The sequence below is a fragment of the Ruegeria sp. CDSB022 genome (assembly GCF_059611145.1).
Window position 1 is genome coordinate 407,789 of sequence record NZ_JBXWOZ010000002.1, and the last position, 21,863, is coordinate 429,651.

Below are 21,863 nucleotides of genomic sequence, written 5' to 3' on the forward strand. Positions count from 1 at the left end.
AATTCGACGTTTTACATCATGCCGCCCATGCCGCCCATGTCGGGCATGCCGCCGCCAGCAGGTCCATCTTTCTGCGGCTTGTCAGCAACCATTGCTTCGGTAGTGATCAGCAAGCCGGCAACCGACGCTGCATCTTCCAATGCGGTACGGACAACTTTGGCCGGGTCAATCACGCCGAATGCGAACATGTCACCATATTCTTCAGTCTGCGCATTGAAGCCAAATGCCACATCGTCGCTTTCGCGAACTTTGCCCGCAACAACCGCACCGTCGACACCTGCGTTTTCAGCGATCTGGCGCAGAGGCGCTTCGATTGCCTTACGAACGATGTTGATGCCTGCGTCCTGATCAGCGTTTGCGCCTTGCAGAGTGTCCAGTGCTTTACCGGCCTGAACCAGAGCAACACCACCGCCCACGACAACGCCTTCTTGAACAGCAGCGCGGGTCGCGTTCAGAGCATCGTCCACACGGTCCTTACGCTCTTTCACTTCAACTTCGGTCATGCCGCCGACGCGGATAACAGCAACACCGCCTGCCAGTTTGGCAACGCGCTCTTGCAGCTTTTCACGGTCGTAGTCCGACGAGGTTTCTTCGATCTGGGTGCGGATCTGAGCAACACGCGCTTCGATCTCGGCTTTTTCGCCAGCACCGTCGACGATGGTGGTTTCGTCTTTGGTGATTTCGATTTTCTTGGCAGTGCCCAGCATGTCCATGGTCACAGACTCAAGCTTCATGCCCAGATCTTCGCTGATGACCTGACCGCCGGTCAGGATTGCGATGTCCTGGAGCATGGCCTTACGGCGATCGCCGAAGCCCGGTGCTTTGACAGCAGCAATTTTCAGGCCGCCGCGCAGTTTGTTTACAACCAGAGTTGCCAGCGCTTCGCCTTCAACGTCTTCTGCAATGATCAGCAGCGGCTTTTGCGACTGGATCACTTGCTCGAGCAGCGGAACCATCGGCTGAAGCGAGGACAGTTTCTTTTCGTGCAACAGGATCATGCAGTCTTCGAGGTCTGCAACCATCTTGTCAGCGTTGGTGACAAAGTAAGGCGACAGGTAGCCGCGGTCGAACTGCATGCCTTCGACAACATCGGTCTGGGTTTCCAGGCCTTTGTTTTCTTCGACGGTGATAACACCTTCGTTGCCGACCTTCTGCATCGCGTCTGCGATTTGCTGGCCGATCTCGGTTTCACCGTTGGAAGAAATGGTGCCAACCTGAGCAACTTCAGCCGAGTCCTTGACTTCACGCGAGGCGTTCTTGATGCCTTCAACAACCTTGGCAGTTGCCAGGTCGATGCCGCGCTTCAGGTCCATCGGGTTCAGGCCCGCTGCAACCTGCTTCAGACCTTCTTTGACGATGGACTGAGCCAGAACGGTTGCGGTGGTGGTGCCGTCGCCGGCCTCGTCATTGGTGCGGCTGGCGACTTCTTTCACCATCTGCGCGCCCATGTTTTCGAACTTGTCTTCCAGTTCGATTTCCTTGGCAACCGAAACACCGTCTTTGGTGATGCGCGGTGCGCCGAAAGATTTGTCCAGAACCACGTTGCGGCCTTTGGGGCCCAGGGTCACTTTGACAGCGTCGGCCAGGATGTTCACACCTGCCAGCATGCGGTTACGGGCATCGGTGTCGAACTTGACGTCCTTAGCAGCCATGTCGTTTCTCCTTGAGAAAATGTATTGGGATGAAGATCAGAGGAAGCGCGTGGGCTTACTCGATGATCCCCATGATGTCGCTTTCTTTCATCATCAGCAGCTCTTCGCCGTTGACCTGAACCTCAGTGCCCGACCATTTGCCGAACAGGATCTTGTCGCCAGCTTTTACAGCCATTGCGATCAGCTCGCCGCTGTCCTTGCGTGCGCCTTCGCCGGTCGCAACAACTTCGCCTTCGCTGGGCTTTTCTTTTGCGCTGTCTGGAATGATCAGACCACCAGCGGTTTTCTCATCGCTTTCGGTACGGCGAACCAACACGCGGTCATGAAGCGGTTTCAATGCCATCTTTGCAGCTCCTTGGGCTCAAAGTTTATTTATCCTCCCCTCACCTTGCGGTGAGGCGTTAGCACTCGACCCTTGCGAGTGATAACGGCGTATAGCTAGGGGGTCGAAATCCCTGAGTCAACAAGCGTGAAGAATTTTTTATCCTTGGGACTCAGTCAGGCTGATCCCAGCTATAGGCCCAGTGCTTCAGACCCTCTTGTCCGGATTCCGACAAGGCGTAGACACCTTTTGCAATTTTGTCGAACCAGCCATAATGGTTTTCGCGCATCAGCCGGGTCGCAATCGAAACACCGGTTGCCTTAGCAACATCTGCCCCTTTTGTGGCACCACATTCTGCAAGATGCGCCGCACAGCGCAAAGCATCCTGACGATAGGCGGTGACGAGGCCGTGGCGTGTGGCGCCGCCTGCGTTCGGATCACCTTCAAGCCTGTCAAACTCGCGCAGCAGCCGCGCTGTTTTGGCCTTGTCCTTTCGCGGGGCGTAGGGCCCAGGGTCACAATGCACCTCGACAACGCCATCCGCCCGAACAGTTATCAGGCCAAGGCCCAACCTTCGACATAGCGCCGTGTTGTCCTTCAACGCCCGCCTGGCCGTGCGTCCGCGGGGCTTGAGAACACAGATATAGACATTTTCAGTAACCTTCAGTCGGGTGATTACCTGGTGAAACAGCGCCAATGAGAAACGCAACTTCAACTCTACAATCACAGGCTCTTCACCCTCACGAACAGCCATGACATCGACCGCACCGACCTCGCCTTTGACGGTATAGCCCTGACGCTCTAACAGCGCCTTGATTGGGGGGTAGAGATCCTGCTCGCGGTCCATGTGGCTCATGCTATTCGAATTACTGTGGAATGCCAGACACAGATCAGGTCAGTGTCCATCCTGGCAGGTTGAACACCGGCCTTGGCCCCGGCAAGGTCGCACCCCATATAGGGATTGATCCAACCAGGATGGTACGATGCGTTTTTTGATCTTTTTGGCTTGTCTGCTGGTACCTTTCTCGGCCCAAGCGGCCTGCGAGGGGCGCGACCTGAGGTCTGACCTAAGTCCAGAGGCGCAAGCTGATTTGCAGCAGGCTTTGGCCGACTTCCCGTACCCGGAAGGCAATCACTGGATCGCGACAAAAGGCGATACAGTTCTGCATCTGATAGGAACGCTGCACACAAACGACCCGCGTATGGACGCCGTCACAGAAAGGCTGGAACCGACACTCAGCCAGGCGGATGCGTTCTATTTCGAAGTGACCCAGGGCGAAATGACTGCATTTGAACAGGAATTGGCCAAAGACCTCAGCCCTGTTCTGATAACCTCAGGTCCCACCCTGATTGAGCTGATGCCGGAAGAGGACTGGGCCGCCCTGTCCAGCGGCCTGGCAGAGCGTGGCATCCCCAGTTGGATGGCTGCAAAAATGCGCCCCTGGTTTCTGAGCATGATGCTGGGTGTCCCCCCATGCATGACCGAGAATCCGGAAGCCAGCTATGGAATGGACGCGCGCCTGACCGACATGGCCGAAGCCCATGACATCCCCCAGTACTCTTTAGAGCAGATTGACGATCTGATGGCGATGTTTGACCAGCACCCGATCGAAAAGCAGGTGCAATCACTGATCCGCATGGCCAGTGCCTTTGAAAGCAGCGAGGATCAGCTGGCGACTATGGTCAATGCCTATCTGGAAGAAAAGCACGCAGAGATCATCCAATTTGCCAGACTACAAGGGCTTGAAACATCCGGTCTGTCACAAGAGGTCTTCGACGAAGAGTGGTCTAGTTTCGAACAGCAACTTCTAGTCGGGCGCAACAACAACTGGATGCAGCACATATTGGCCATTCAGGACCAAACGGTGGTCATTGCTGTGGGCGCCGGACATTTGGGCGATGACCATGGTCTGTTGAACCAGTTGGAACAGGCTGGATACACGCTGAAACGTGCCGCTTTCTAGGCCCGGCCTTACCCTTCGTCGCAGTTTACGCAGGGGCGGGTGACAAGTGTGCCAGACCACCCTATAAGGCGCCCAAATCTACTCTCCTCAGGACGCTGAAATGACAACCCTCGTATTTGGACATAAATCCCCCGACACTGATTCCACCGGTTCGCCGATCCTGTGGTCGTGGTACATGAACGAAATCAAAGGCGAACAGGCCGAGCCTGTCCTGCTGGGTGAACCCAACACTGAAGCAGCCTTTATGCTGCAGCACTGGGACCTGCCCAAGCCGCGCATCATCACAGACGTAGAGGCTGACGCGCCGGTTGTTATTGTCGACACGAACAACCCCGCCGAGCTGCCCGCCAGTATCAACGGCGCCGATATCCGCGCCATTATCGACCACCATAAACTGGTCGGCGGTCTGGAAACCAAAGGCCCGATCGACATCACCGTGCGGCCGCTGGCCTGCACCGCCACTATCATGGTCGACATGATCGGCGACGATGCCGCCAAAATGCCCGATGCCATCAAAGGCGCGGCGCTGACCTGCATCCTGTCGGACACGTTGGAATTCCGCTCGCCCACCACAACCGCGCATGACCGCGCTGTGGCCGAAAAACTGGCCGCGGATCTGGGTCTGGACGTCTCGGCCTATGCTGCAGAAATGTTCGCGGCCAAATCAGATGTGTCCTCATTCTCGGACGCCGAGCTGATCCGGATGGACAGCAAGGAATACGAAGTCGACGGCACCAAATTCCGCGTTTCGGTTCTGGAAACCACAGCACCGGGTGTCGTGCTGGACCGCAAAGACAGCCTTGCGGCGTCGATGGCCGACGTAGCCAAAGAGGACGGTGTCGATCAGGTATTGCTGTTCGTGGTCGATATTCTGAACGAAGAAGCCACCCTACTAGTTCCCAACGATCTGGTCAAAGCCGTGGCCGAGAAAAGCTTTGGCGCTTCGGTTGATGGCGACGCGGTCGTTCTGCCCGGGATCATGAGCCGTAAGAAACAGATCATTCCGAACCTCAAGGTCTGATCCCAAAATCACCAAAGGCGCCTTGATCGGGCGCCTTTTTTGCTAGGCATTGCCCTTACTGGCCAAACACCACACGCACTGTCTTAGGCTCAAACGACACTCTTTCCAGATCAATGGGGGCCCATCATGACGCAGATCATCCACGCATTGCCCGAGGTTTCCAGCCGGTATAAGGCCCTGTTCGTCGATCTTTGGGGCTGTGTTCACAATGGCATCACCGCTTACCCCGAAGCGGTTGCGGCCCTGCAGGCCTATCGCGCGCAGGGTGGCATTGTTGTCCTGGTGACAAACTCACCCAAACCGCGTGCTGGCGTCGCCACCCAGCTGGCGCAATTCAATGTCCCAGACGACGCCTATGACACGATTGCAACCAGCGGAGATTCGGCCCGGTCGGCCATGTTCCGGGGCGCAGTGGGCGAAAAGGTCTATTTCATGGGCGAATGGCAGCGGGACGCGGGATTCTTTGAACCGCTGAAGTTGTTGGACCACCCGATTCATATCGAGCGCGTGCCGCTGGCCGAGGCAGAGGGCATTGCTTGTTGCGGCCCCTTCGATCCCATGGCCGATCCGTCCGTGAACCGTGCTGATTTCCTGTACGCCAAACAAAAGGGGCTGAAGCTGCTTTGTGCCAATCCCGATATTGTGGTGGACCGCGGCGAGGTTCGGGAGTGGTGCGCAGGTGCATTAGCCAGGCTTTATACGGAAATGGGTGGCGAAAGCCTATATTTCGGAAAGCCTCATCCGCCGATCTATGATCTTGCCCGCCGCAGGTTGCAGGAACTTGGCCACGACATTCCCGATGGGGACATTCTTGTCATCGGAGACGGTCCGCACACCGACATTCTGGGTGGAATGGGGGAAGGCATTGATTCTCTTTTCATCTCGGGCGGGCTAGCCGCGGCCGAGACAAAAACCGAAGCACATCCGCATCATGAATCCCTAACTGATTATATTCAAAAGGAAAAGATAAATCCGACCTATACGATCGGCCGCCTTAGGTAGTCAAAAAAGGCTTGATTTTCTGCAGTTGCAAAGTAATAAAGTTTCCCAACAGGGGTGACTTTGATTTTTTTGTTGCCCGATGAATTCGAGTGAGGGCAACATGTTGGATAATCTTCCACGCGGCACGATCTGTATTGAAGACATCGAGATGGGCATGTCCCGTCACCTTCGCAAAGTGGTGACGGACGAGGATATCGAAATGTTCGCTCAGGTGTCGACCGACAGAAACCCCGTACATCTGGACGACGATTACGCCCGCGACACGATCTTCGAGGGGCGCATCGCGCATGGGATGCTGACCGCGGGTCTGATCTCGGCCGTGATCGGCGAGCAGTTGCCAGGCCACGGCACAGTTTACATGGGGCAGTCGCTGAAGTTTCTCGCTCCTGTTCGCCCGGGTGACATGGTCTATGCCGAGGTCAAGGTGATCGACATTGATTTTGCCAAGCGTCGGGTCAAGCTCGATTGTCACTGCGCAGTGGATGGCAAGAAGGTGCTGGTCGGCGAAGCCATGGTGCTGGCCCCGTCGCGCAAATTCGACTGAGCGTTTCCGGGGGTCTCAGACCCTTGAACAAGCGCGCCTGTCCCGCTAGGCAGTCGCTATGCGCATCATTCGTGACCTCCAATTCATCGAACCCCAAGATCGCGGCGCCAGCGTGGCGATCGGGAATTTCGACGGCGTTCATATCGGCCACCAATCTGTGATCGAACTGGCCCGCAGCGCCGCGCCGAGTGCTCCTTTGGGCGTACTGACATTCGAGCCGCATCCCAGAGAATATTTCGCCCCGGACACCCCGCCCTTTCGCCTGATGCGCGGCAATGCCCGCGCGCACCGGTTAGCAAAACTGGGGGTCGAAAAGCTGTATGAGCTGCCGTTCAACGCCGCATTGGCTGGCCTGACGCCAAGGGAATTCGCCCGCAACGTGATCTGCGACGGGCTCGGCCTGTCGCATGTCGTCGTAGGTGCCGATTTCTGTTTCGGCAAAGGCCGCAGCGGCACCGCTGATGACTTGGTGCTCTTTGGGCAAGAGATGGGGTTCGGTGTCACCATCGCTCCGTTGATGGAGCGGTCCGAAAATGTCGTTTCATCCACTGCGATCCGTACTGCACTGACCGAGGGCCGCCCGCAGGATGCCGCTACTATGTTGGGTCACTGGCACCGGATCGAAGGCGAGGTGATCGGAGGCGAACAACGGGGCCGTGAACTGGGATTTCCCACCGCAAACATGTCCATTGAGGGGCTGCATCCGCCAAGATTCGGCGTCTATGCCGTTCTGGTCGATGTTCTGGATGGACCTCATCTGGGCAGCTATCAGGGCGCAGCCTCGGTTGGGACGCGACCGATGTTCAATGGTGAGGTCCCCAATATCGAAACCTTCCTGTTCGACTTCTCGGGTGACCTTTATGGCGCGACCCTGTCGGTGGGTCTGGTAGAATACCTGCGCCCCGAGATGACCTTTGACAGTCTGGACGGCCTGATCGCGCAGATGGATGCCGACTGCGACAAGGCCCGCGGCCTGCTGGCGGACCGATGACAACGGATCCGATCGACCGCACCGGCCTGGCCCCCAGGTTCTGGGAACGAAAACCGTTAACCCGCATGAACCAAGCTGAATGGGAAGCTTTGTGCGATGGCTGCGGCAAATGTTGTCTGAACAAACTGGAAGATGAAGACACCGGTGAGGTTGCGCTGACCTGCGTCGCCTGCCGTCTGTTGGATGACGAAAGTTGCCGCTGCACCCAATACGATATCCGCCACCAATTTGTGCCGGAATGTATCGTGATGACGCCGGGCAATATCAACGATCACGCCTATTGGCTGCCACAGACCTGTGCCTATCGCCTGTTGTGGGAGGGCAAACCCCTACACGATTGGCACCCGTTGATTTCGGGCACACCGGACAGCGTTCATGCCGCCGGAGTCTCGGTGCAGGGGCGGACCGTGTCCGAATTCGAAACTCCGCTGGAAGAGTGGGAAGATCATATCATCGAGGAGCCCAGCTAATGTACTTTGCCTCTGACAATTCGGGGCCGGTTCACCCGGCGGTCATGGAAGCGCTGAATGCTGCCAATCAGGGCTATCAGATGGCCTATGGAACCGACACCTTGATGAATGAGGTCCGGGATCGCATTCGCGGGGTGTTCGAGGCACCTGGCGCCGCCGTGTATCTGGTGGCCACCGGGACGGCCGCGAATTCGCTGGCGCTGGCGACGCTGGCGCAGCCGTGGGAGACGGTGTTCTGCTCACCCGTGGCACATATCCACGAGGATGAGTGCAACGCGCCCGAGTTTTACAGCGGCGCCAAGCTGACGCTGGTTCCGGGCGCGGACAAGATGGCGCCGGACGCGCTGCGCGGCTCGATTCTGGCCGAAGAAACACGCGGCGTGCATGGACCGCAGCGCGGACCTGTATCCATTACGCAGGTGACCGAACGAGGGTCTGTTTACACCCTGTCAGAATTGCAGGCGCTCTGCGCCGTGGCCAAAGAGTATGGGCTGCCAGTCCATTTAGACGGTGCGCGTTTTTCCAACGCCCTTGTTGCGTTGAACTGCTCACCCGCCGAGATGACGTGGAAAGCAGGCGTGGATGCGGTCAGTTTTGGCGGGACCAAAAACGGGCTAATGGGCGTCGAAGCCGTTGTCTTCTTTGATGAAAGCAAAGCCTGGGAATTCGAATTGCGCCGCAAGCGCGGGGCGCACCTGTTCTCCAAGCACCGCTATCTGTCCGCTCAAATGGCGGCGTATCTGCAGGATGATCTGTGGCTGACACTGGCCCGTCAGGCCAATAACAACTGCGCCCGTCTGACCGAGGGATTGCGGGCCAAAGGTGCCTCTTTCCTGCACGCGCCGCAGGCGAATATGATTTTTGCCCAGTTTTCACGCGCCCAACACAAGCAACTGCATGCCGCAGGTGCTGTTTACCACCTGTGGGGGGCAGAGCTGGACGGGGCAGATGACAGCGAAATTCTAGCCTGTCGGCTGGTTTGTGACTGGTCCATCGAGCCTGCGCAAATTGATCGGTTCATCGCGCTCTTGTAACGACGCGCCCGAAGCTTCAGGCAGTGGCAGGCAGTCTGTTCCAAAAAGCCTCGATCAGAGCGCCGGTCTCTGTCGGGTGAGAGATCGGAGCCATATGCCCTGCCCCTTCGATCACGGCGCTTTCGGCCATTGGAAGACGGGATTTCAATCCAGAGTTTATCGCGACCATCACTGGGTGGGTGAGCGCGCCATGCAGCAGCAATACCGGCATATTGGCGTGTGCGATCCGCTCGGGCCGTAGCAAGCCTTTGGAATCCATTATCAGTTCGTTTTCGACCTCGGATACCAGATGAATTCCACGCACCATCCCCGCCCGTGCAGTTTCGGGCATGTCTGACCAACGCGGCCCCCTATCTCCGGCCCACAACCGGTTGAACAGCCTTGCCGCCAGAGGTTCGTCGCCTGATGCAAGCGCGTCCATACAGGGTTGGGCAACATGCGCGTATTCCGCCACAAGGTCCGGGGCATCCTGCTGTGCCACGGCAAAATACACCGGTTCGATCAGTACGACACTGCGAACCAATGTTGGGTGCTCGACCGCCAGCCGCAATGCAATCGCCGCGCCAAAAGAATGCCCAACCACGTCCATCGGCTCGGTCAGATGTTCAAGTGTGGCTTCGGTCAGCCGGTCATACAGATCCCCCTGGCGATCCCAGTCCGGGCTGCGCCCATGGGACAGCATATCCGGTGCAATAAAACTTGCCTGCCCTTTCATCGCCGCGGCTAGGCCTGCCCAGACCCCGGAATGAGCAATGGTGCAATGCAAGGCCAGCACAGGGCGATCACCCTGCCCCAACTGCGTGACATGCAGGTTCTGCGCAACGGCCATTATCGTGTCCTATTCCTTCAGCCCGGCCAGATGCCTGTCCAGATCGTCCAACCTGTCTTGGCCCCAGAACCGCTGATCGTCTTCCGTTATATAGAACGGAGCTCCAAAAACTCCGCGTTCCACGGCTTCTTCCAGATTGGCGGTATAGGTCTCAGCCCCGAGCAGCAAGCCGCTATCGGCCAGATCCGGGGAAAACCCAGCGTCAGCCAGGCAAGCGCGGATCACGTCGTCTTGCGCGATGTCCTTTTCCTCGGCCCAGCAGGCGCGCACAAAGGAATGCACCAGCTGCCCCACATCCCCTGACTCGTCCTGAATGGCGGCGATGATCGCGTATGAGGACGGCGCCGCATTGGTGGGCCAATGGGCCGGTTGCAGGTTGAACGCCATACCCAGCTTTTTTGACTGTCGCTGCATTTCTTGCGTCCGGTATTCGATGCGCGAGATATGGCGGTCCTTGGGCGGAACACCTCCCGTACGTCCGAACAGGGCGACGATATCAAGCGGCTTGTAGTTGATTGTCGCACCATGTTTGGCCGCAATCTCCTCCAGGCGCAGTCCCGCCAGGTAGGTGTATGGCGAGAGTGTCGCAAAATAGTAGTCAATTTGGGCCATGTTCACTTTCTCCGCAGCGTTATCTTTGCTGGACGGTAAGGCCATGCTAAGCGGTGTCAACATCACGAATCTGTCACATTTGCCATTGCTGCCCGGGGACCTCAGCCGATGCCGACACTTCACGAACCCAAGTTAATCGCTGGGAACGCTAATCTTCCGCTTGCCGAATCCATTGCACGCCGAATGAGCCTGTATCGCGGCGTCGATCAGGGTCTGGTCGATGCCCGGGTCGAACGGTTTAACGACGGTGAAATCTTTGTCGAAGTGTTCGAGAACGTGCGCGGCGAAGATATGTTCATCGTCCAGCCCACCTCGAACCCGGCCAATGACAATCTGATGGAGCTGCTCATCATTGCTGATGCGCTGCGCCGTTCGTCGGCCCAACGGATTACCGCCGTGATCCCCTATTTCGGCTATGCCCGCCAGGACCGCCGCACCAAGGCCCGCACACCGATCAGCGCCAAGCTGGTGGCCAACATGCTGACTGGCGCCGGGATCGAGCGCATCCTGACCATGGATCTGCACGCAGCGCAGATTCAGGGGTTCTTCGACATGCCTGTCGACAACCTTTATGCCTCGCCGATCTTTGCGCTGGATGTGAAACATCAGTTCAAGGACAGCCTCGACGAGATTATGGTCGTTTCGCCCGATGTGGGCGGCGTGGCCCGGGCGCGCGAGTTGGCCAAGCGGATCAACGCCCCGCTGTCGATCGTGGACAAACGCCGCGAAAAAGCCGGCGAAGTCGCTGAGATGACCGTAATTGGCGATGTCAGAGACAAGATCTGTTTGATCGTGGACGACATGTGCGACACGGCCGGTACTCTTTGCAAAGCGGCGCAAGTACTGCTGGATAATGGTGCGAAAGAAGTTCATTCCTACATCACACACGGCGTCATGAGCGGCCCTGCGGTCGAACGCGTGACCAATTCGGTGATGAAATCTCTGGTGCTGACCGACACGATCCAGCCGACAGAAGAAATAACCAAGGCCAAGAACATCCGCATCGTGCCCACAGCCCCGATCTTTACGCAGGCTATCCTGAATATCTGGAACGGCACCAGTGTATCGTCACTGTTCGAGGATAAGACCCTGACGCCGATCTACGAGTCGATGTATCATAGGGATTGATCGAACGCGGCGGCCCGGGGGCCGCCTCTTTTCTTTCTGCAATACAGGTCGGAGTTTACCGTGACAGCCTCAAAACGCATTGTTCTATCCAGCGACCACGCAGCTATCGAATTACGCCAGGCGGTTGCCTCTCATATTGCGGCCCAGGGATGGGACGTCGTCGATATCGGCCCCAAGACACCTGAGAGCACCCATTACCCTGTTCATGGCAAGGCCGCCGCCCAAGCAGTGGCTTCCGGGGATTGTCAGCTTGGCATCGTTCTGTGTGGAACGGGTCAAGGTATCATGATGGCGGCCAACAAGGTCCCCGGCATTCGCTGCGGTGTCTGCTCGGATGCCTTTTCCGCACGCATGATCCGCCAGCATAACGACGCCAACATGCTGTCTGTCGGCGCCCGGGTCGTGGGTGAGGGTCAGGCGCTGGATATAGTGGATGCGTTCCTGTCAGCCGAATTCGAAGGCGGACGGCATGCACACCGGGTCGCCATGATAGAGGCATCGGACGAGTCTTAAACCCAAGGCTGGCTTCACAGAATATCCCAGTCATCCTCATGTGGCACCTCGCCGAACGCTGTCCAAGATATTCGGATGCGCGCGATGCGGGTATCCGACCAGGTACGGAACACCGCAGCAAATCCCTCGGGCGTGATGTCCTCGGCCTTGACCTCGGCGCGCAATGCCGAAGATGTATCAACATCCCACAGTGACACGCTGATCTGTACAACAGGCGCGGAACGGAATGGCTGGCTGAATTCTATGTCCGAGCGTCGTTCGCGCGGCCCCTCGCCTGTCCACATGTCACCGCCATCTGCGAAGTCGGAGAACAGCACAACTTCGCCTTGGTCGATTCCAATCGGATGGGTACTAAAAGTCTGCATTTTGTCGTCTTTTATAAAGAATTACGGAACCTTAGACCGCCCTTCATCCAAAATCACCACAAAAAAACGGCCCCGCACAGGCAGGGCCGTTTCTAAATCTACATGTCCTGAAACTTACAGGCTCATATGTGTCCCAAGAGCTTCCATATCGGCCAGCAGCTTGGCCGCATCGTCGACGACTGATTGATCGTCGCCGCCTTTGGCCGCGTCATGCGACGCACGTGCCTCGGCGATCAGATCGTCCAGATGCGCGCGGGTCACTTCAGAGACCGGAATGGCCTTTTCGGCCAGAACCGACATGCTGTCGCCATTGATCTGGGCAAACCCGCCGGTGACCAGGTATTCGCTGGACCCTTCGGGTGCCTCGACCTTTAGCAGACCGGGGCGCAACGTGGTGATGGTGGGGGCATGATCGGGCATCGCCGTCATGTCCCCGTCCGCGCCGGGAAGCTGGACCGCAGTCACCGCGAGCGAAGCAAGGCTCCGCTCGGGGCTGACGAGGTCAAAGTGCATCGTGTTTGCCATCAGGTGTGCTCCTTAGGCGGCTTCTGCGGCCATCTTTTCCGCTTTGGCGATCACTTCATCGATGCCGCCAACCATCAGGAAGGCTGCCTCGGGCAGGTGATCGTATTCGCCGGCCACAACGGCCTTGAACGACGCGATGGTGACATCCAGAGGAACCTGAACACCAGGCGAGCCAGTGAAGACTTCGGCCACGTCAAACGGCTGCGACAGGAAGCGTTCAATCTTACGGGCACGGGCCACGGTCAGTTTGTCTTCTTCCGACAGTTCGTCCATGCCGAGGATCGCGATGATGTCCTGCAGCGACTTATAGCGCTGGAGGATCTGCTGAACGTCGGTCGCAACGGTATAATGCTCTTCACCGACGATGGCCGGGTCGAGCAGACGCGAGGTCGAGTCGAGCGGGTCAACGGCAGGGTAGATACCCTTTTCCGAGATCGCACGGTTCAGAACGGTGGTCGCATCCAAGTGTGCGAACGAGGTGGCCGGCGCAGGGTCGGTCAAGTCATCCGCAGGAACATAGACGGCCTGAACCGAGGTGATCGAGCCGGACTTGGTCGAGGTGATGCGTTCCTGCATCGCGCCCATGTCGGTCGCCAGTGTCGGCTGGTAACCCACAGCCGAAGGAATACGACCCAGCAGAGCCGAAACCTCGGAACCCGCCTGCGTAAAGCGGAAGATGTTGTCGACAAAGAACAGAACGTCGGCACCGGTTGCATCACGGAACTGTTCCGCCAGGGTCAGACCCGACAGAGCGATCCGCATACGGGCTCCCGGAGGCTCGTTCATCTGGCCGTAAACCAGCGCGATTTTCGAGTCTTCCAGCTTGTCGGGAACGATAACGCCGGATTCAATCATCTCGTGATACAGGTCGTTGCCTTCACGGGTCCGCTCACCAACGCCCGCAAACACGGACACGCCCGAGTGCACTTTGGCGATGTTGTTGATCAATTCCATGATCAGAACGGTTTTGCCAACACCGGCGCCGCCGAACAGGCCGATCTTACCGCCTTTGGCGTAAGGGGCCAGCAGGTCAACAACCTTGATGCCGGTCACCAGAACTTCGGATTCAGTGGCCTGATCCGCGAAATCCGGCGCGTCCTGGTGGATGGAGCGCGTTTCGGTGGTTTTCACGGGACCTTTTTCGTCGATGGGCTCGCCCACAACGTTCAGGATACGGCCCAGGGTCGCGTTGCCGACTGGAACCGCAATCGGTGCGCCGGTGTCCGTGACTTCGGCACCACGTACAAGACCTTCTGTCGCGTCCATCGCGATGGTGCGGACTGTGTTTTCGCCCAAGTGCTGAGCCACTTCCAAAACCAGCTTCTTGCCGTTGTTGGTGGTGTCCAGCGCGTTCAAAATTTCAGGCAGTTCATCTTCGAAGTGCACGTCAACAACGGCCCCGATGATCTGTGTGACTTTGCCTTTTGCATTCGCCATGTTTCGTCTCCGGTTTGTCTCTACAGCGCTTCGGCGCCGGAAATAATTTCAATCAGCTCGTTGGTGATCACGGCCTGACGCGAACGGTTGAACTGGATCGTCAGCTTGTCGATCATCTCACCCGCGTTGCGTGTCGCGTTGTCCATCGCGGACATCCGTGCACCCTGTTCCGAGGCTCCGTTTTCGAGCAGTCCCGAGAAGATCGCAGTCGCAACCGCCTTGGGCAGCAGATCGGCCAGGATGGCCTCTTCGCTGGGCTCGTAATCAAAGACCGCGCCGCTGTCGTCCCCTTCGACATCCTCAAACGAGGCAGGGATGATCTGCTGTGCCGTCGGGATCTGGCTTACGACGTTGACGAACTTCGAGTAGAAGATCGTGGCAACGTCAAACTCACCCGCGTCGAAACGGGACAGAACGTCCTTCGCAATGTCCTGCGCGTTGGTGTAACCCAGCCGCTTGACCTCGCTCAGGTCGACATGTCCAACGAACAGATCGCCATAGTCGCGCTTGATTGCGTCGCGACCTTTCTTGCCGACGGTCAGTATCTTGACCGTTTTGCCCTTGGCCTTCAGCTCATATGCTTTGGCGCGGGCCAGCTTGGCGATGTTCGAATTGAAGCCGCCACACAGGCCGCGTTCAGCTGTCATTACAACCAGCAGATGGACATCATCACTGCCCGTACCCCGGAGCAGCTTGGGGGCGCTGTCGCTGCCCCCAACCGATGCCGCCAGCCCCGCCATCACGGCATTGAACCGTGCGGCATAGGGGCGCGAGGCTTCGGCAGATTCCTGGGCGCGGCGCAGTTTTGCGGCCGCGACCATCTGCATGGCCTTGGTGATCTTGCGGGTCGATTTGACCGACTCGATCCTGTTTTTTAGATCCTTAAGATTTGGCATGTGCCCGCCTCTCCCTTAAGCGAAGGTTGCGGCGTATTCGTCCAGCGCAGCCTTGATCTTGTCGGAAGCATCACCCTTGATCTTGGGATCTTCGTCCGTGATCCACTGAAGCAGATCCGCGTTCTTGCCACGCAGATGCGCCAGCAGGCCAGCTTCATAGCGGCCAACATCGGTGACGTCGATCTTGTCGAGGTAACCGTTGGTTCCGGCGAAGATGACGCAAACGATTTCAGCGTTGGTCAGCGGTGAGTACTGCGGCTGTTTCATCAGCTCGGTCAGACGCGCACCACGGTTCAGCAGCTGCTGGGTTGCGGCGTCAAGGTCGGAACCGAACTGCGCGAAGGCAGCCATTTCACGGTACTGAGCCAGTTCCAGCTTAACCGGGCCGGCAACCGACTTCATCGAGTTGGTCTGAGCCGAGGAGCCCACACGCGAAACCGACAGACCGGTGTTCACAGCAGGACGGATACCCTGATAGAACAGCTCGGTTTCCAGGAAGATCTGGCCGTCGGTGATCGAGATCACGTTGGTCGGAATAAACGCCGAAACGTCGCCACCCTGGGTTTCGATAACCGGCAGAGCCGTCAGCGAGCCCGCGCCAAAATCTTCGTTCAACTTCGCCGAACGCTCCAGCAGGCGGGAGTGGAGGTAGAAAACGTCGCCAGGATAGGCTTCACGTCCGGGCGGACGACGCAGCAGCAGCGACATCTGACGATAGGACACGGCCTGTTTCGACAGGTCATCATAGATGATCAGCGCGTGGCGGCCATTGTCACGGAAGAACTCAGCCATCGCGGTCGCGGCATAGGGTGCCAGGAACTGCATCGGCGCCGGATCGGACGCGGTTGCGGCCACAACGATCGAATATTCAATCGCACCGGATTCTTCCAGTTTCTTCACCAGCTGAGCAACAGTCGAACGCTTTTGGCCGATGGCCACGTAAACGCAGTACAGCTTCTTGGACTCATCGTCGCCCGCTGCTTCGTTGTACACTTTCTGGTTCAGGATTGCGTCCAGAGCAACGGCAGTTTTACCGGTCTGACGGTCACCAATGATCAGCTCACGCTGGCCACGGCCAATCGGGATCATCGCATCGACCGATTTCAGGCCGGTTGCCATCGGCTCGTGAACCGATTTACGCGGGATGATGCCCGGCGCTTTGACGTCTGCAACGCCGCGCTCGGTGGATTCGATCGGGCCCTTGCCGTCCAGCGGGTTGCCCAGGCCGTCAACAACACGACCCAGCAGACCGTTGCCGATTGGCACGTCCACGATCGAGTTGGTGCGCTTAACAGTGTCACCTTCTTTGATGTCACGGTCAGAACCAAAGATAACAACACCGACGTTGTCGCTTTCCAGGTTCAGCGCCATGCCCATGATGCCACCGGGGAATTCGACCATCTCACCGGCTTGCACATTGTCCAGGCCGTATACACGGGCAATCCCGTCACCGACGCTCAGCACGCGACCGATTTCGGCCACTTCGGCTTCCTGACCAAAATTCTTGATCTGGTCCTTCAGGATTGCAGAAATCTCTGCAGCTTGGATTCCCATTTATCCGACCTCTTTCATTGCATTCTGTAGGGAGTTGAGCTTGGAGCGGATCGAGCTGTCGATCATCTTCGAGCCCACTTTAACGACAAGACCGCCGATGAGGCTTTCATCAACGGTCGCATTTATTGTCACGGTCTTGCCCACACGCTCGGACAGCGTTTTGGACAGTTTATCCATCTGTGTCTTAGTCAGCGCCTTGGCCGAGGCGACATCGGCGGTCACTTCGCCACGCTCTTCGGCCAGCATGTCGCGCAGAACCTGCACCAGTTGCGGCACAACGAACAGACGGCGTTTCTGCGCCATCAGACCCAGCGTGTTGCGCAGGATGGCGTTCAGACCCATCTTGTCGGCAATCGCTGTAATCGCGCCTTCTTGTTCAGCGCGCGAAACCAGAGGCGAGGCGATCAGGTCGCGCAGATCGGCACTGTCGCCCAATGCTGCTGCCAGATCGTTGATTCCGGTTTCCAGACCTGCGAGGTCTTTATTCTCTTTAGCGATCTCAAAAATCGCTGTGGCATAGCGCTCGGCGATGCCTGTGGAAATCGAAGCTGGTTCGGACACGTCCACCCTTCCGATATTTTGGGCCCCGAATTCGCGTTGCGGCAGCTACCCGGGGGCGTGAAGAAACCCCGTCCATAAGGCCGGGGATCAAAATCAACGGGGATGTAGCAGAGGTAAACCCAGCTAGCAACATATTATCACCATGGGCACCTTATCCACAAAGCGTTCTATTTCAGATACTTAGCTTGGGTGCGACCCTTTTATACGGCTGATGAGGGTGAAAAATGTTACCAAACCGCAAGGTTTTGCGATTCCTGCAGCCATTTTCGCGTGTTTCGGCCTTATGATGGAAGCTAGTACCGGCGTTGCGCTAGGCTGGCTTGAGCAGGCCATCCAGCGCCTTGATCTGACGGCGCCCTGTCGCTTTGGTGACGGTTCCGCTGGGCGGTCTGATTTGCTTTGTCGCCTCAACCATCAGAACGCCGCCTGCCATGATCGTCGGCAAGCGCTGGCCAGTTTTCTCTATCAGGCTGCCGGATTTCAACCAGAACCGACGGAAGGACGGAGGCAAATACAAGGCGGAACAATAGTTATCCGTCATAAAGTGATGCGCTCTAAGCTGGCTTTCCAACTGCGAGGCAGAATAAGGGCGCCCGAATCCAAATGGCGTTCGATCGGTCCGTGACCACAGCCCCGCACGGTTCGGTACGATAAAAAGCGCCCGTCCACCGGGACCAAGCACACGCCAGCATTCCGCCAGCAATTCGGCGGGACGTTGTGACGTTTCAAGCCCATGCATCACCACCAGCTTGTCCACATGACCCGTTTCAATCGGCCACAAGGTCTCTTCCGTCAAAACAGATACGTTGGGCATTCCCGCAGGCCAGGGCATCACCCCCTGCGGCCCGGGCATCAGCCCGATGACGCGGCGCGCATCTTTCAGGTAGGGCCGCAACAACGGCACAGCAAAGCCAAACCCTACGACGGTTTGACCCTTGGCCTCGGGCCACAGATCAATCATTCGCCCACGAATGGCCGCCTGCGCTGCACGACCAAGAGTGCTGCGGTAGTAGAAATTCCTCAGATCTTGCACATCAAGATGCATTGCGGACACCTGGCCAATCGGATTAGCTGAGCGCAGTCTAGCAACGAAAGGGCAAAAGGCCATGCCTCTTGAGATCGTCACCATCCCATGTCTCAGCGATAACTACGCATTTCTGGCGCATGACGCGGTTAGCGGCAACACCGCATTAATCGACGCGCCCGAAAGCGACCCGATTCTGTCAGAACTGGAACGACGTGGCTGGGGCTTGTCTCATGTGTTGCTCACGCATCACCATTTCGACCACGTAGACGGGTTGCCGGCCATTTTGGAACAGCACCCGGCGACGGTGATCGGCGCGGCAGCCGACGCACATCGCCTGCCACCTTTGGATCAACAGGTCAATGACGGCGACAGTTTTGAAATCGGCGGGGAACCCGTCCTTGTTCTGGACGTTTCGGGGCATACTCTTGGTCACATCGCCTTTCACATGCCGCAAAGCGCGGTGGTCTTTACCGCCGACAGCCTGATGGCAATGGGTTGTGGACGCCTGTTTGAAGGCACCGCACCGCAGATGTGGGAATCGCTGTGTAAACTGAGCGCCTTGCCGGATGACACGCTGGTTTGTTCAGGGCACGAATACACGCAGTCCAACGCCAAATTCGCTCTCACCGTCGATCCAGGAAATTCTGCGCTGCAGATACGCGTCGCAGAAATTGACAGCACCCGAGCCGCCCAACAGCCTACGGTTCCCTCCACTCTGGCGTTGGAAAAGGCCACTAACCCCTTCCTGCGCGCTGCTGACCCGGCGATTCAGGCACATCTGGGTATGGCAGGCGCCGAACCAGCCAAAATTTTTGCTGAAATCAGGGCTAGAAAAGATCGGTTTTGATACCTATTTCACCTACTTCACAGCCACGGTCACAACAAATGTGACTGTCAAGAGCAAGAAAACCCTTGAAGCCGGGCTCCGATCAACCAAACTCTAATAGTATGAGGACATGGTTGGGATGGGGATCCGGCCTTCAGCCCGCCCCCTTCTGACCCAAGACAGAGGAGCACCCGCGTGCCTTCATTCTCGAGCACACTAGAACAAGCCATCCACGCGGCCCTGGCGGCTGCGAATGAACGGCGACATGAATTCGCAACGCTGGAGCATCTGCTTCTGGCATTGTTGGAAGAGCCCGATGCGATCCGCGTGATGAAAGCCTGCAGCGTCGATCTTGACGAATTGCGCAGCACTCTGGTGGAATTCATCGACGAAGACCTGTCGAACCTTGTCACCGATATTGACGGGTCCGAGGCTGTACCGACAGCCGCTTTCCAGCGTGTGATCCAGCGCGCTGCGATCCATGTTCAAAGTTCGGGCCGGACCGAAGTGACCGGGGCGAATGTTCTGGTCGCGATCTTTGCCGAACGCGAAAGCAACGCAGCCTATTTCCTGCAGGAACAGGATATGACCCGGTACGATGCGGTGAATTTCATCGCCCATGGTGTGGCCAAGGACCCGGCCTACGGCGAAAGCCGTTCGGTATCGGGCGCGGATCAGGCAGAAGAGGAAACTCCGGCCAGCACCGCCGATGGCGAGCAAAAAGAAAGCGCGCTGGGGAAATACTGCATCGACCTGAACGCGAAATCGCGCGCGGGCGATATCGACCCGCTGATCGGTCGTGCCGATGAGGTTGAGCGCTGCATTCAGGTGCTATGCCGCCGGCGCAAGAACAACCCGCTTCTGGTCGGTGATCCGGGCGTTGGCAAAACCGCAATCGCAGAGGGACTGGCATTTAAGATCATCTCTGGCGAGGCCCCCGATGTCCTGTCAGAAACCACCATCTATTCGCTGGATATGGGTGCATTGCTGGCGGGCACCCGCTATCGCGGTGATTTCGAAGAACGCCTGAAAGCGGTCGTGACCGAGCTTGAGGATCACCCAGACGCGGTTCTGTTCATTGATGAAATCCACACCGTCATCGGTGCCGGTGCTACCTCGGGCGGGGCAATGGATGCCTCGAACCTGCTGAAACCGGCCCTTCAGGGTGGAAAACTGCGCACTATGGGTTCGACCACCTACAAAGAGTTTCGCCAGCATTTCGAAAAGGATCGCGCGCTCAGCCGCCGGTTCCAGAAGATTGACGTGAACGAACCTTCGGTCGAGGACAGCGTAAAAATCCTGCGCGGTCTGAAGCCCTATTTCGAAAAGCATCACGAGATCAAATATACAGCCGACGCGATTAAAACCGCGGTCGAGTTGTCAGCACGCTACATCAATGACCGCAAGCTGCCCGACAAGGCGATCGACGTGATTGACGAAGCCGGTGCAGCCCAGCATCTAGTTGCTGAAAGCAAGCGCCGCAAGACCATCGGCGTCAAAGAGATTGAGGCCGTTGTTGCCAAGATCGCCCGCATTCCACCCAAGAACGTCACCAAGGACGATGCCGAGGTTCTGAAAGACCTTGAAAAGTCGCTCAAACGGGTGGTCTTCGGACAAGACGTGGCGATTGAGGCGCTGTCCAGCGCCATCAAACTGGCGCGCGCCGGTCTGCGCGAGCCGGAAAAGCCCATCGGCAACTATCTGTTTGCTGGCCCAACCGGTGTGGGAAAGACCGAAGTCGCGAAACAGCTGGCGGATACGCTGGGAGTGGAACTGCTGCGTTTTGATATGTCGGAATACATGGAGAAACACGCGGTCAGCCGCCTGATCGGTGCGCCTCCGGGCTATGTCGGGTTCGACCAAGGCGGTTTGCTGACTGATGGCGTCGACCAGCATCCGCATTGCGTTCTGCTGCTGGATGAGATTGAAAAAGCCCACCCGGACGTGTTCAACATCCTGCTGCAAGTGATGGACCACGGAGAGCTGACCGACCACAATGGTCGCACGGTGAACTTCCGCAACGTGGTGCTGATCATGACCTCGAATGCAGGGGCGCAAGAACAGGCAAAGGCGGCCATCGGCTTTGCCCGCGACCGCCGCGAAGGTGAGGATACCGCCGCGATCGAACGTATGTTCACACCGGAATTCCGCAACCGTCTGGATGCTGTCATTTCCTTCGCGCCGCTGCCGAAAGAGGTCATCCTGCAGGTGGTCGAGAAGTTCGTGCTGCAGCTTGAAGCACAGCTACTGGACCGCAATGTGACCATCGACCTGACGCCAAAAGCCGCCGAATGGCTGGCCGACAAAGGCTATGACGACAAGATGGGCGCACGCCCATTGGGACGCGTCATTCAGGAACACATCAAGAAACCTCTGGCCGAGGAGCTGCTGTTCGGCAAGCTGGCCAAGGGCGGTGTCGTTCGCGTCTCGGTCAAGAAGGGAGAGCTGGATCTGGACATTTTTGGCCCCGATCAACCGCGCATCCCTGGCGACAAACCCCCGCTTCTGACTGCAGATTAAAAGCAGCGCATCAAATCAAAGCCCGGCTTCTACGCCGGGCTTTTTTCTTGCCCGAGCCGAGTCACCTGTC

General features: G+C 57.7%; 23 protein-coding genes. 11 read left to right on the top strand and 12 right to left on the bottom strand.

The window, feature by feature from the left end; translation table 11 throughout:
* Positions 1-11 precede the first annotated feature (11 nt).
* From groL to AC2FIZ_RS07465, 3 genes are all read right to left on the bottom strand, one after another.
* The gene (gene groL, locus AC2FIZ_RS07455) at positions 12-1,652 is read right to left on the bottom strand and encodes a chaperonin GroEL (RefSeq protein WP_142636527.1); all 1,641 of its coding nucleotides are present in this window, start codon (positions 1,650-1,652) and stop codon (positions 12-14) included.
* A gap of 55 nt (positions 1,653-1,707) precedes the next feature.
* The gene (locus tag AC2FIZ_RS07460) at positions 1,708-1,995 is read right to left on the bottom strand and encodes a co-chaperone GroES (protein ID WP_120632017.1); all 288 of its coding nucleotides are present in this window, start codon (positions 1,993-1,995) and stop codon (positions 1,708-1,710) included.
* Positions 1,996-2,146: 151 nt separating this feature from the next.
* Positions 2,147-2,821, bottom strand: a complete 675-nt coding sequence (locus AC2FIZ_RS07465) for a DUF2161 domain-containing phosphodiesterase (protein ID WP_281995011.1) — start codon at positions 2,819-2,821, stop codon at positions 2,147-2,149.
* A 136-nt stretch (positions 2,822-2,957) separates the two neighbouring features.
* Here AC2FIZ_RS07465 and AC2FIZ_RS07470 point away from each other — a divergent pair, with 136 nt between their 5' ends.
* The 7 genes from AC2FIZ_RS07470 to AC2FIZ_RS07500 all read left to right on the top strand — a co-directional run bounded on the left by AC2FIZ_RS07470 (position 2,958) and on the right by AC2FIZ_RS07500 (position 9,000).
* A complete protein-coding gene (locus tag AC2FIZ_RS07470) occupies positions 2,958-3,938 on the top strand; it encodes a TraB/GumN family protein (protein ID WP_496790833.1) in 981 nt (326 codons plus the stop codon).
* A 100-nt stretch (positions 3,939-4,038) separates the two neighbouring features.
* Positions 4,039-4,959, top strand: coding sequence for a manganese-dependent inorganic pyrophosphatase (locus AC2FIZ_RS07475; RefSeq protein WP_281972652.1), 921 nt, complete (start codon positions 4,039-4,041; stop codon positions 4,957-4,959).
* Between the two features lie 126 nt (positions 4,960-5,085).
* Positions 5,086-5,961: an HAD family hydrolase gene (locus AC2FIZ_RS07480; protein WP_142636518.1), complete on the top strand. Its 876-nt coding sequence runs from the start codon at positions 5,086-5,088 to the stop codon at positions 5,959-5,961.
* A 100-nt stretch (positions 5,962-6,061) separates the two neighbouring features.
* Positions 6,062-6,505: a MaoC family dehydratase gene (locus AC2FIZ_RS07485; RefSeq protein ID WP_074736482.1), complete on the top strand. Its 444-nt coding sequence runs from the start codon at positions 6,062-6,064 to the stop codon at positions 6,503-6,505.
* A 58-nt stretch (positions 6,506-6,563) separates the two neighbouring features.
* On the top strand, positions 6,564-7,496 hold the full coding sequence (locus AC2FIZ_RS07490) for a bifunctional riboflavin kinase/FAD synthetase (protein ID WP_142636514.1): 933 nt from the start codon (positions 6,564-6,566) through the stop codon (positions 7,494-7,496).
* Entirely contained in the window at positions 7,493-7,966 is a 474-nt protein-coding gene (locus tag AC2FIZ_RS07495; protein WP_142636512.1) for a YcgN family cysteine cluster protein, read from the top strand. The genes AC2FIZ_RS07490 and AC2FIZ_RS07495 overlap by 4 nt, the downstream gene beginning before the upstream one ends.
* Positions 7,966-9,000 carry a threonine aldolase family protein gene (locus AC2FIZ_RS07500; protein ID WP_281994979.1) on the top strand — a complete coding sequence of 345 codons (1,035 nt, stop codon included), beginning with the start codon at positions 7,966-7,968 and terminating at the stop codon, positions 8,998-9,000. Before AC2FIZ_RS07495 ends, AC2FIZ_RS07500 begins: the two co-directional genes overlap by 1 nt.
* Positions 9,001-9,016: 16 nt before the next feature.
* On the opposite strand, the gene AC2FIZ_RS07505 is transcribed toward AC2FIZ_RS07500, so the two are convergent.
* Together AC2FIZ_RS07505 and AC2FIZ_RS07510 are read right to left on the bottom strand one after the other, a co-directional pair.
* Entirely contained in the window at positions 9,017-9,829 is an 813-nt protein-coding gene (locus tag AC2FIZ_RS07505) for an alpha/beta fold hydrolase (RefSeq protein ID WP_281994980.1), read from the bottom strand.
* Positions 9,830-9,838: 9 nt separating this feature from the next.
* On the bottom strand, positions 9,839-10,441 hold the full coding sequence (locus tag AC2FIZ_RS07510) for a 2-hydroxychromene-2-carboxylate isomerase (RefSeq protein ID WP_281994981.1): 603 nt from the start codon (positions 10,439-10,441) through the stop codon (positions 9,839-9,841).
* Positions 10,442-10,549: 108 nt separating this feature from the next.
* Between AC2FIZ_RS07510 and AC2FIZ_RS07515 the strand changes: the two genes are divergently transcribed.
* Both AC2FIZ_RS07515 and rpiB read left to right on the top strand, forming a co-directional pair.
* On the top strand, positions 10,550-11,569 hold the full coding sequence (locus AC2FIZ_RS07515; RefSeq protein WP_142636504.1) for a ribose-phosphate pyrophosphokinase: 1,020 nt from the start codon (positions 10,550-10,552) through the stop codon (positions 11,567-11,569).
* 60 nt (positions 11,570-11,629) lie between these two features.
* On the top strand, positions 11,630-12,082 hold the full coding sequence (rpiB, locus tag AC2FIZ_RS07520; RefSeq protein ID WP_142636502.1) for a ribose 5-phosphate isomerase B: 453 nt from the start codon (positions 11,630-11,632) through the stop codon (positions 12,080-12,082).
* A gap of 14 nt (positions 12,083-12,096) precedes the next feature.
* On the opposite strand, the gene AC2FIZ_RS07525 is transcribed toward rpiB, so the two are convergent.
* The 7 genes from AC2FIZ_RS07525 to AC2FIZ_RS07555 all read right to left on the bottom strand — a co-directional run bounded on the left by AC2FIZ_RS07525 (position 12,097) and on the right by AC2FIZ_RS07555 (position 18,465).
* A complete protein-coding gene (locus AC2FIZ_RS07525) occupies positions 12,097-12,447 on the bottom strand; it encodes an H-type lectin domain-containing protein (RefSeq protein ID WP_142636499.1) in 351 nt (116 codons plus the stop codon).
* 114 nt (positions 12,448-12,561) lie between these two features.
* Positions 12,562-12,972 carry a F0F1 ATP synthase subunit epsilon gene (locus AC2FIZ_RS07530; protein ID WP_142636498.1) on the bottom strand — a complete coding sequence of 137 codons (411 nt, stop codon included), beginning with the start codon at positions 12,970-12,972 and terminating at the stop codon, positions 12,562-12,564.
* Between the two features lie 12 nt (positions 12,973-12,984).
* Positions 12,985-14,409, bottom strand: a complete 1,425-nt coding sequence (gene atpD, locus AC2FIZ_RS07535) for a F0F1 ATP synthase subunit beta (protein WP_496790835.1) — start codon at positions 14,407-14,409, stop codon at positions 12,985-12,987.
* A 20-nt stretch (positions 14,410-14,429) separates the two neighbouring features.
* A complete protein-coding gene (locus AC2FIZ_RS07540; protein ID WP_281994983.1) occupies positions 14,430-15,305 on the bottom strand; it encodes a F0F1 ATP synthase subunit gamma in 876 nt (291 codons plus the stop codon).
* A gap of 15 nt (positions 15,306-15,320) precedes the next feature.
* The gene (atpA, locus tag AC2FIZ_RS07545; protein ID WP_281994984.1) at positions 15,321-16,859 is read right to left on the bottom strand and encodes a F0F1 ATP synthase subunit alpha; all 1,539 of its coding nucleotides are present in this window, start codon (positions 16,857-16,859) and stop codon (positions 15,321-15,323) included.
* Positions 16,860-17,420, bottom strand: a complete 561-nt coding sequence (locus tag AC2FIZ_RS07550) for a F0F1 ATP synthase subunit delta (protein WP_142636489.1) — start codon at positions 17,418-17,420, stop codon at positions 16,860-16,862.
* A gap of 310 nt (positions 17,421-17,730) precedes the next feature.
* On the bottom strand, positions 17,731-18,465 hold the full coding sequence (locus AC2FIZ_RS07555) for a class I SAM-dependent methyltransferase (protein ID WP_142636487.1): 735 nt from the start codon (positions 18,463-18,465) through the stop codon (positions 17,731-17,733).
* A 61-nt stretch (positions 18,466-18,526) separates the two neighbouring features.
* Here AC2FIZ_RS07555 and gloB point away from each other — a divergent pair, with 61 nt between their 5' ends.
* Both gloB and clpA read left to right on the top strand, forming a co-directional pair.
* Positions 18,527-19,294, top strand: coding sequence for a hydroxyacylglutathione hydrolase (gloB, locus tag AC2FIZ_RS07560; protein ID WP_281972649.1), 768 nt, complete (start codon positions 18,527-18,529; stop codon positions 19,292-19,294).
* A gap of 174 nt (positions 19,295-19,468) precedes the next feature.
* Positions 19,469-21,793 (top strand): ATP-dependent Clp protease ATP-binding subunit ClpA, encoded by a 2,325-nt coding sequence (clpA, locus tag AC2FIZ_RS07565; protein WP_142636483.1) that lies wholly within the window; start codon positions 19,469-19,471, stop codon positions 21,791-21,793.
* Positions 21,794-21,863 lie beyond the last annotated feature (70 nt).

Excerpts from the sequence above, each read along its gene's own strand:
- groL (WP_142636527.1), bottom strand. The coding sequence starts at position 1,652 with ATGGCTGCTAAGGACGTCAAGTTCGACACCGATGCCCGTAACCGCATG.
- AC2FIZ_RS07460 (WP_120632017.1), bottom strand. The coding sequence starts at position 1,995 with ATGGCATTGAAACCGCTTCATGACCGCGTGTTGGTTCGCCGTACCGAA.
- AC2FIZ_RS07465 (WP_281995011.1), bottom strand. The coding sequence starts at position 2,821 with ATGGACCGCGAGCAGGATCTCTACCCCCCAATCAAGGCGCTGTTAGAG.
- AC2FIZ_RS07470 (WP_496790833.1), top strand. The coding sequence starts at position 2,958 with ATGCGTTTTTTGATCTTTTTGGCTTGTCTGCTGGTACCTTTCTCGGCC.
- AC2FIZ_RS07475 (WP_281972652.1), top strand. The coding sequence starts at position 4,039 with ATGACAACCCTCGTATTTGGACATAAATCCCCCGACACTGATTCCACC.
- AC2FIZ_RS07480 (WP_142636518.1), top strand. The coding sequence starts at position 5,086 with ATGACGCAGATCATCCACGCATTGCCCGAGGTTTCCAGCCGGTATAAG.
- AC2FIZ_RS07485 (WP_074736482.1), top strand. The coding sequence starts at position 6,062 with ATGTTGGATAATCTTCCACGCGGCACGATCTGTATTGAAGACATCGAG.
- AC2FIZ_RS07490 (WP_142636514.1), top strand. The coding sequence starts at position 6,564 with ATGCGCATCATTCGTGACCTCCAATTCATCGAACCCCAAGATCGCGGC.
- AC2FIZ_RS07495 (WP_142636512.1), top strand. The coding sequence starts at position 7,493 with ATGACAACGGATCCGATCGACCGCACCGGCCTGGCCCCCAGGTTCTGG.
- AC2FIZ_RS07500 (WP_281994979.1), top strand. The coding sequence starts at position 7,966 with ATGTACTTTGCCTCTGACAATTCGGGGCCGGTTCACCCGGCGGTCATG.
- AC2FIZ_RS07505 (WP_281994980.1), bottom strand. The coding sequence starts at position 9,829 with ATGGCCGTTGCGCAGAACCTGCATGTCACGCAGTTGGGGCAGGGTGAT.
- AC2FIZ_RS07510 (WP_281994981.1), bottom strand. The coding sequence starts at position 10,441 with ATGGCCCAAATTGACTACTATTTTGCGACACTCTCGCCATACACCTAC.
- AC2FIZ_RS07515 (WP_142636504.1), top strand. The coding sequence starts at position 10,550 with ATGCCGACACTTCACGAACCCAAGTTAATCGCTGGGAACGCTAATCTT.
- AC2FIZ_RS07525 (WP_142636499.1), bottom strand. The coding sequence starts at position 12,447 with ATGCAGACTTTTAGTACCCATCCGATTGGAATCGACCAAGGCGAAGTT.
- AC2FIZ_RS07530 (WP_142636498.1), bottom strand. The coding sequence starts at position 12,972 with ATGGCAAACACGATGCACTTTGACCTCGTCAGCCCCGAGCGGAGCCTT.
- atpD (WP_496790835.1), bottom strand. The coding sequence starts at position 14,409 with ATGGCGAATGCAAAAGGCAAAGTCACACAGATCATCGGGGCCGTTGTT.
- AC2FIZ_RS07540 (WP_281994983.1), bottom strand. The coding sequence starts at position 15,305 with ATGCCAAATCTTAAGGATCTAAAAAACAGGATCGAGTCGGTCAAATCG.
- atpA (WP_281994984.1), bottom strand. The coding sequence starts at position 16,859 with ATGGGAATCCAAGCTGCAGAGATTTCTGCAATCCTGAAGGACCAGATC.
- AC2FIZ_RS07555 (WP_142636487.1), bottom strand. The coding sequence starts at position 18,465 with ATGCATCTTGATGTGCAAGATCTGAGGAATTTCTACTACCGCAGCACT.
- gloB (WP_281972649.1), top strand. The coding sequence starts at position 18,527 with ATGCCTCTTGAGATCGTCACCATCCCATGTCTCAGCGATAACTACGCA.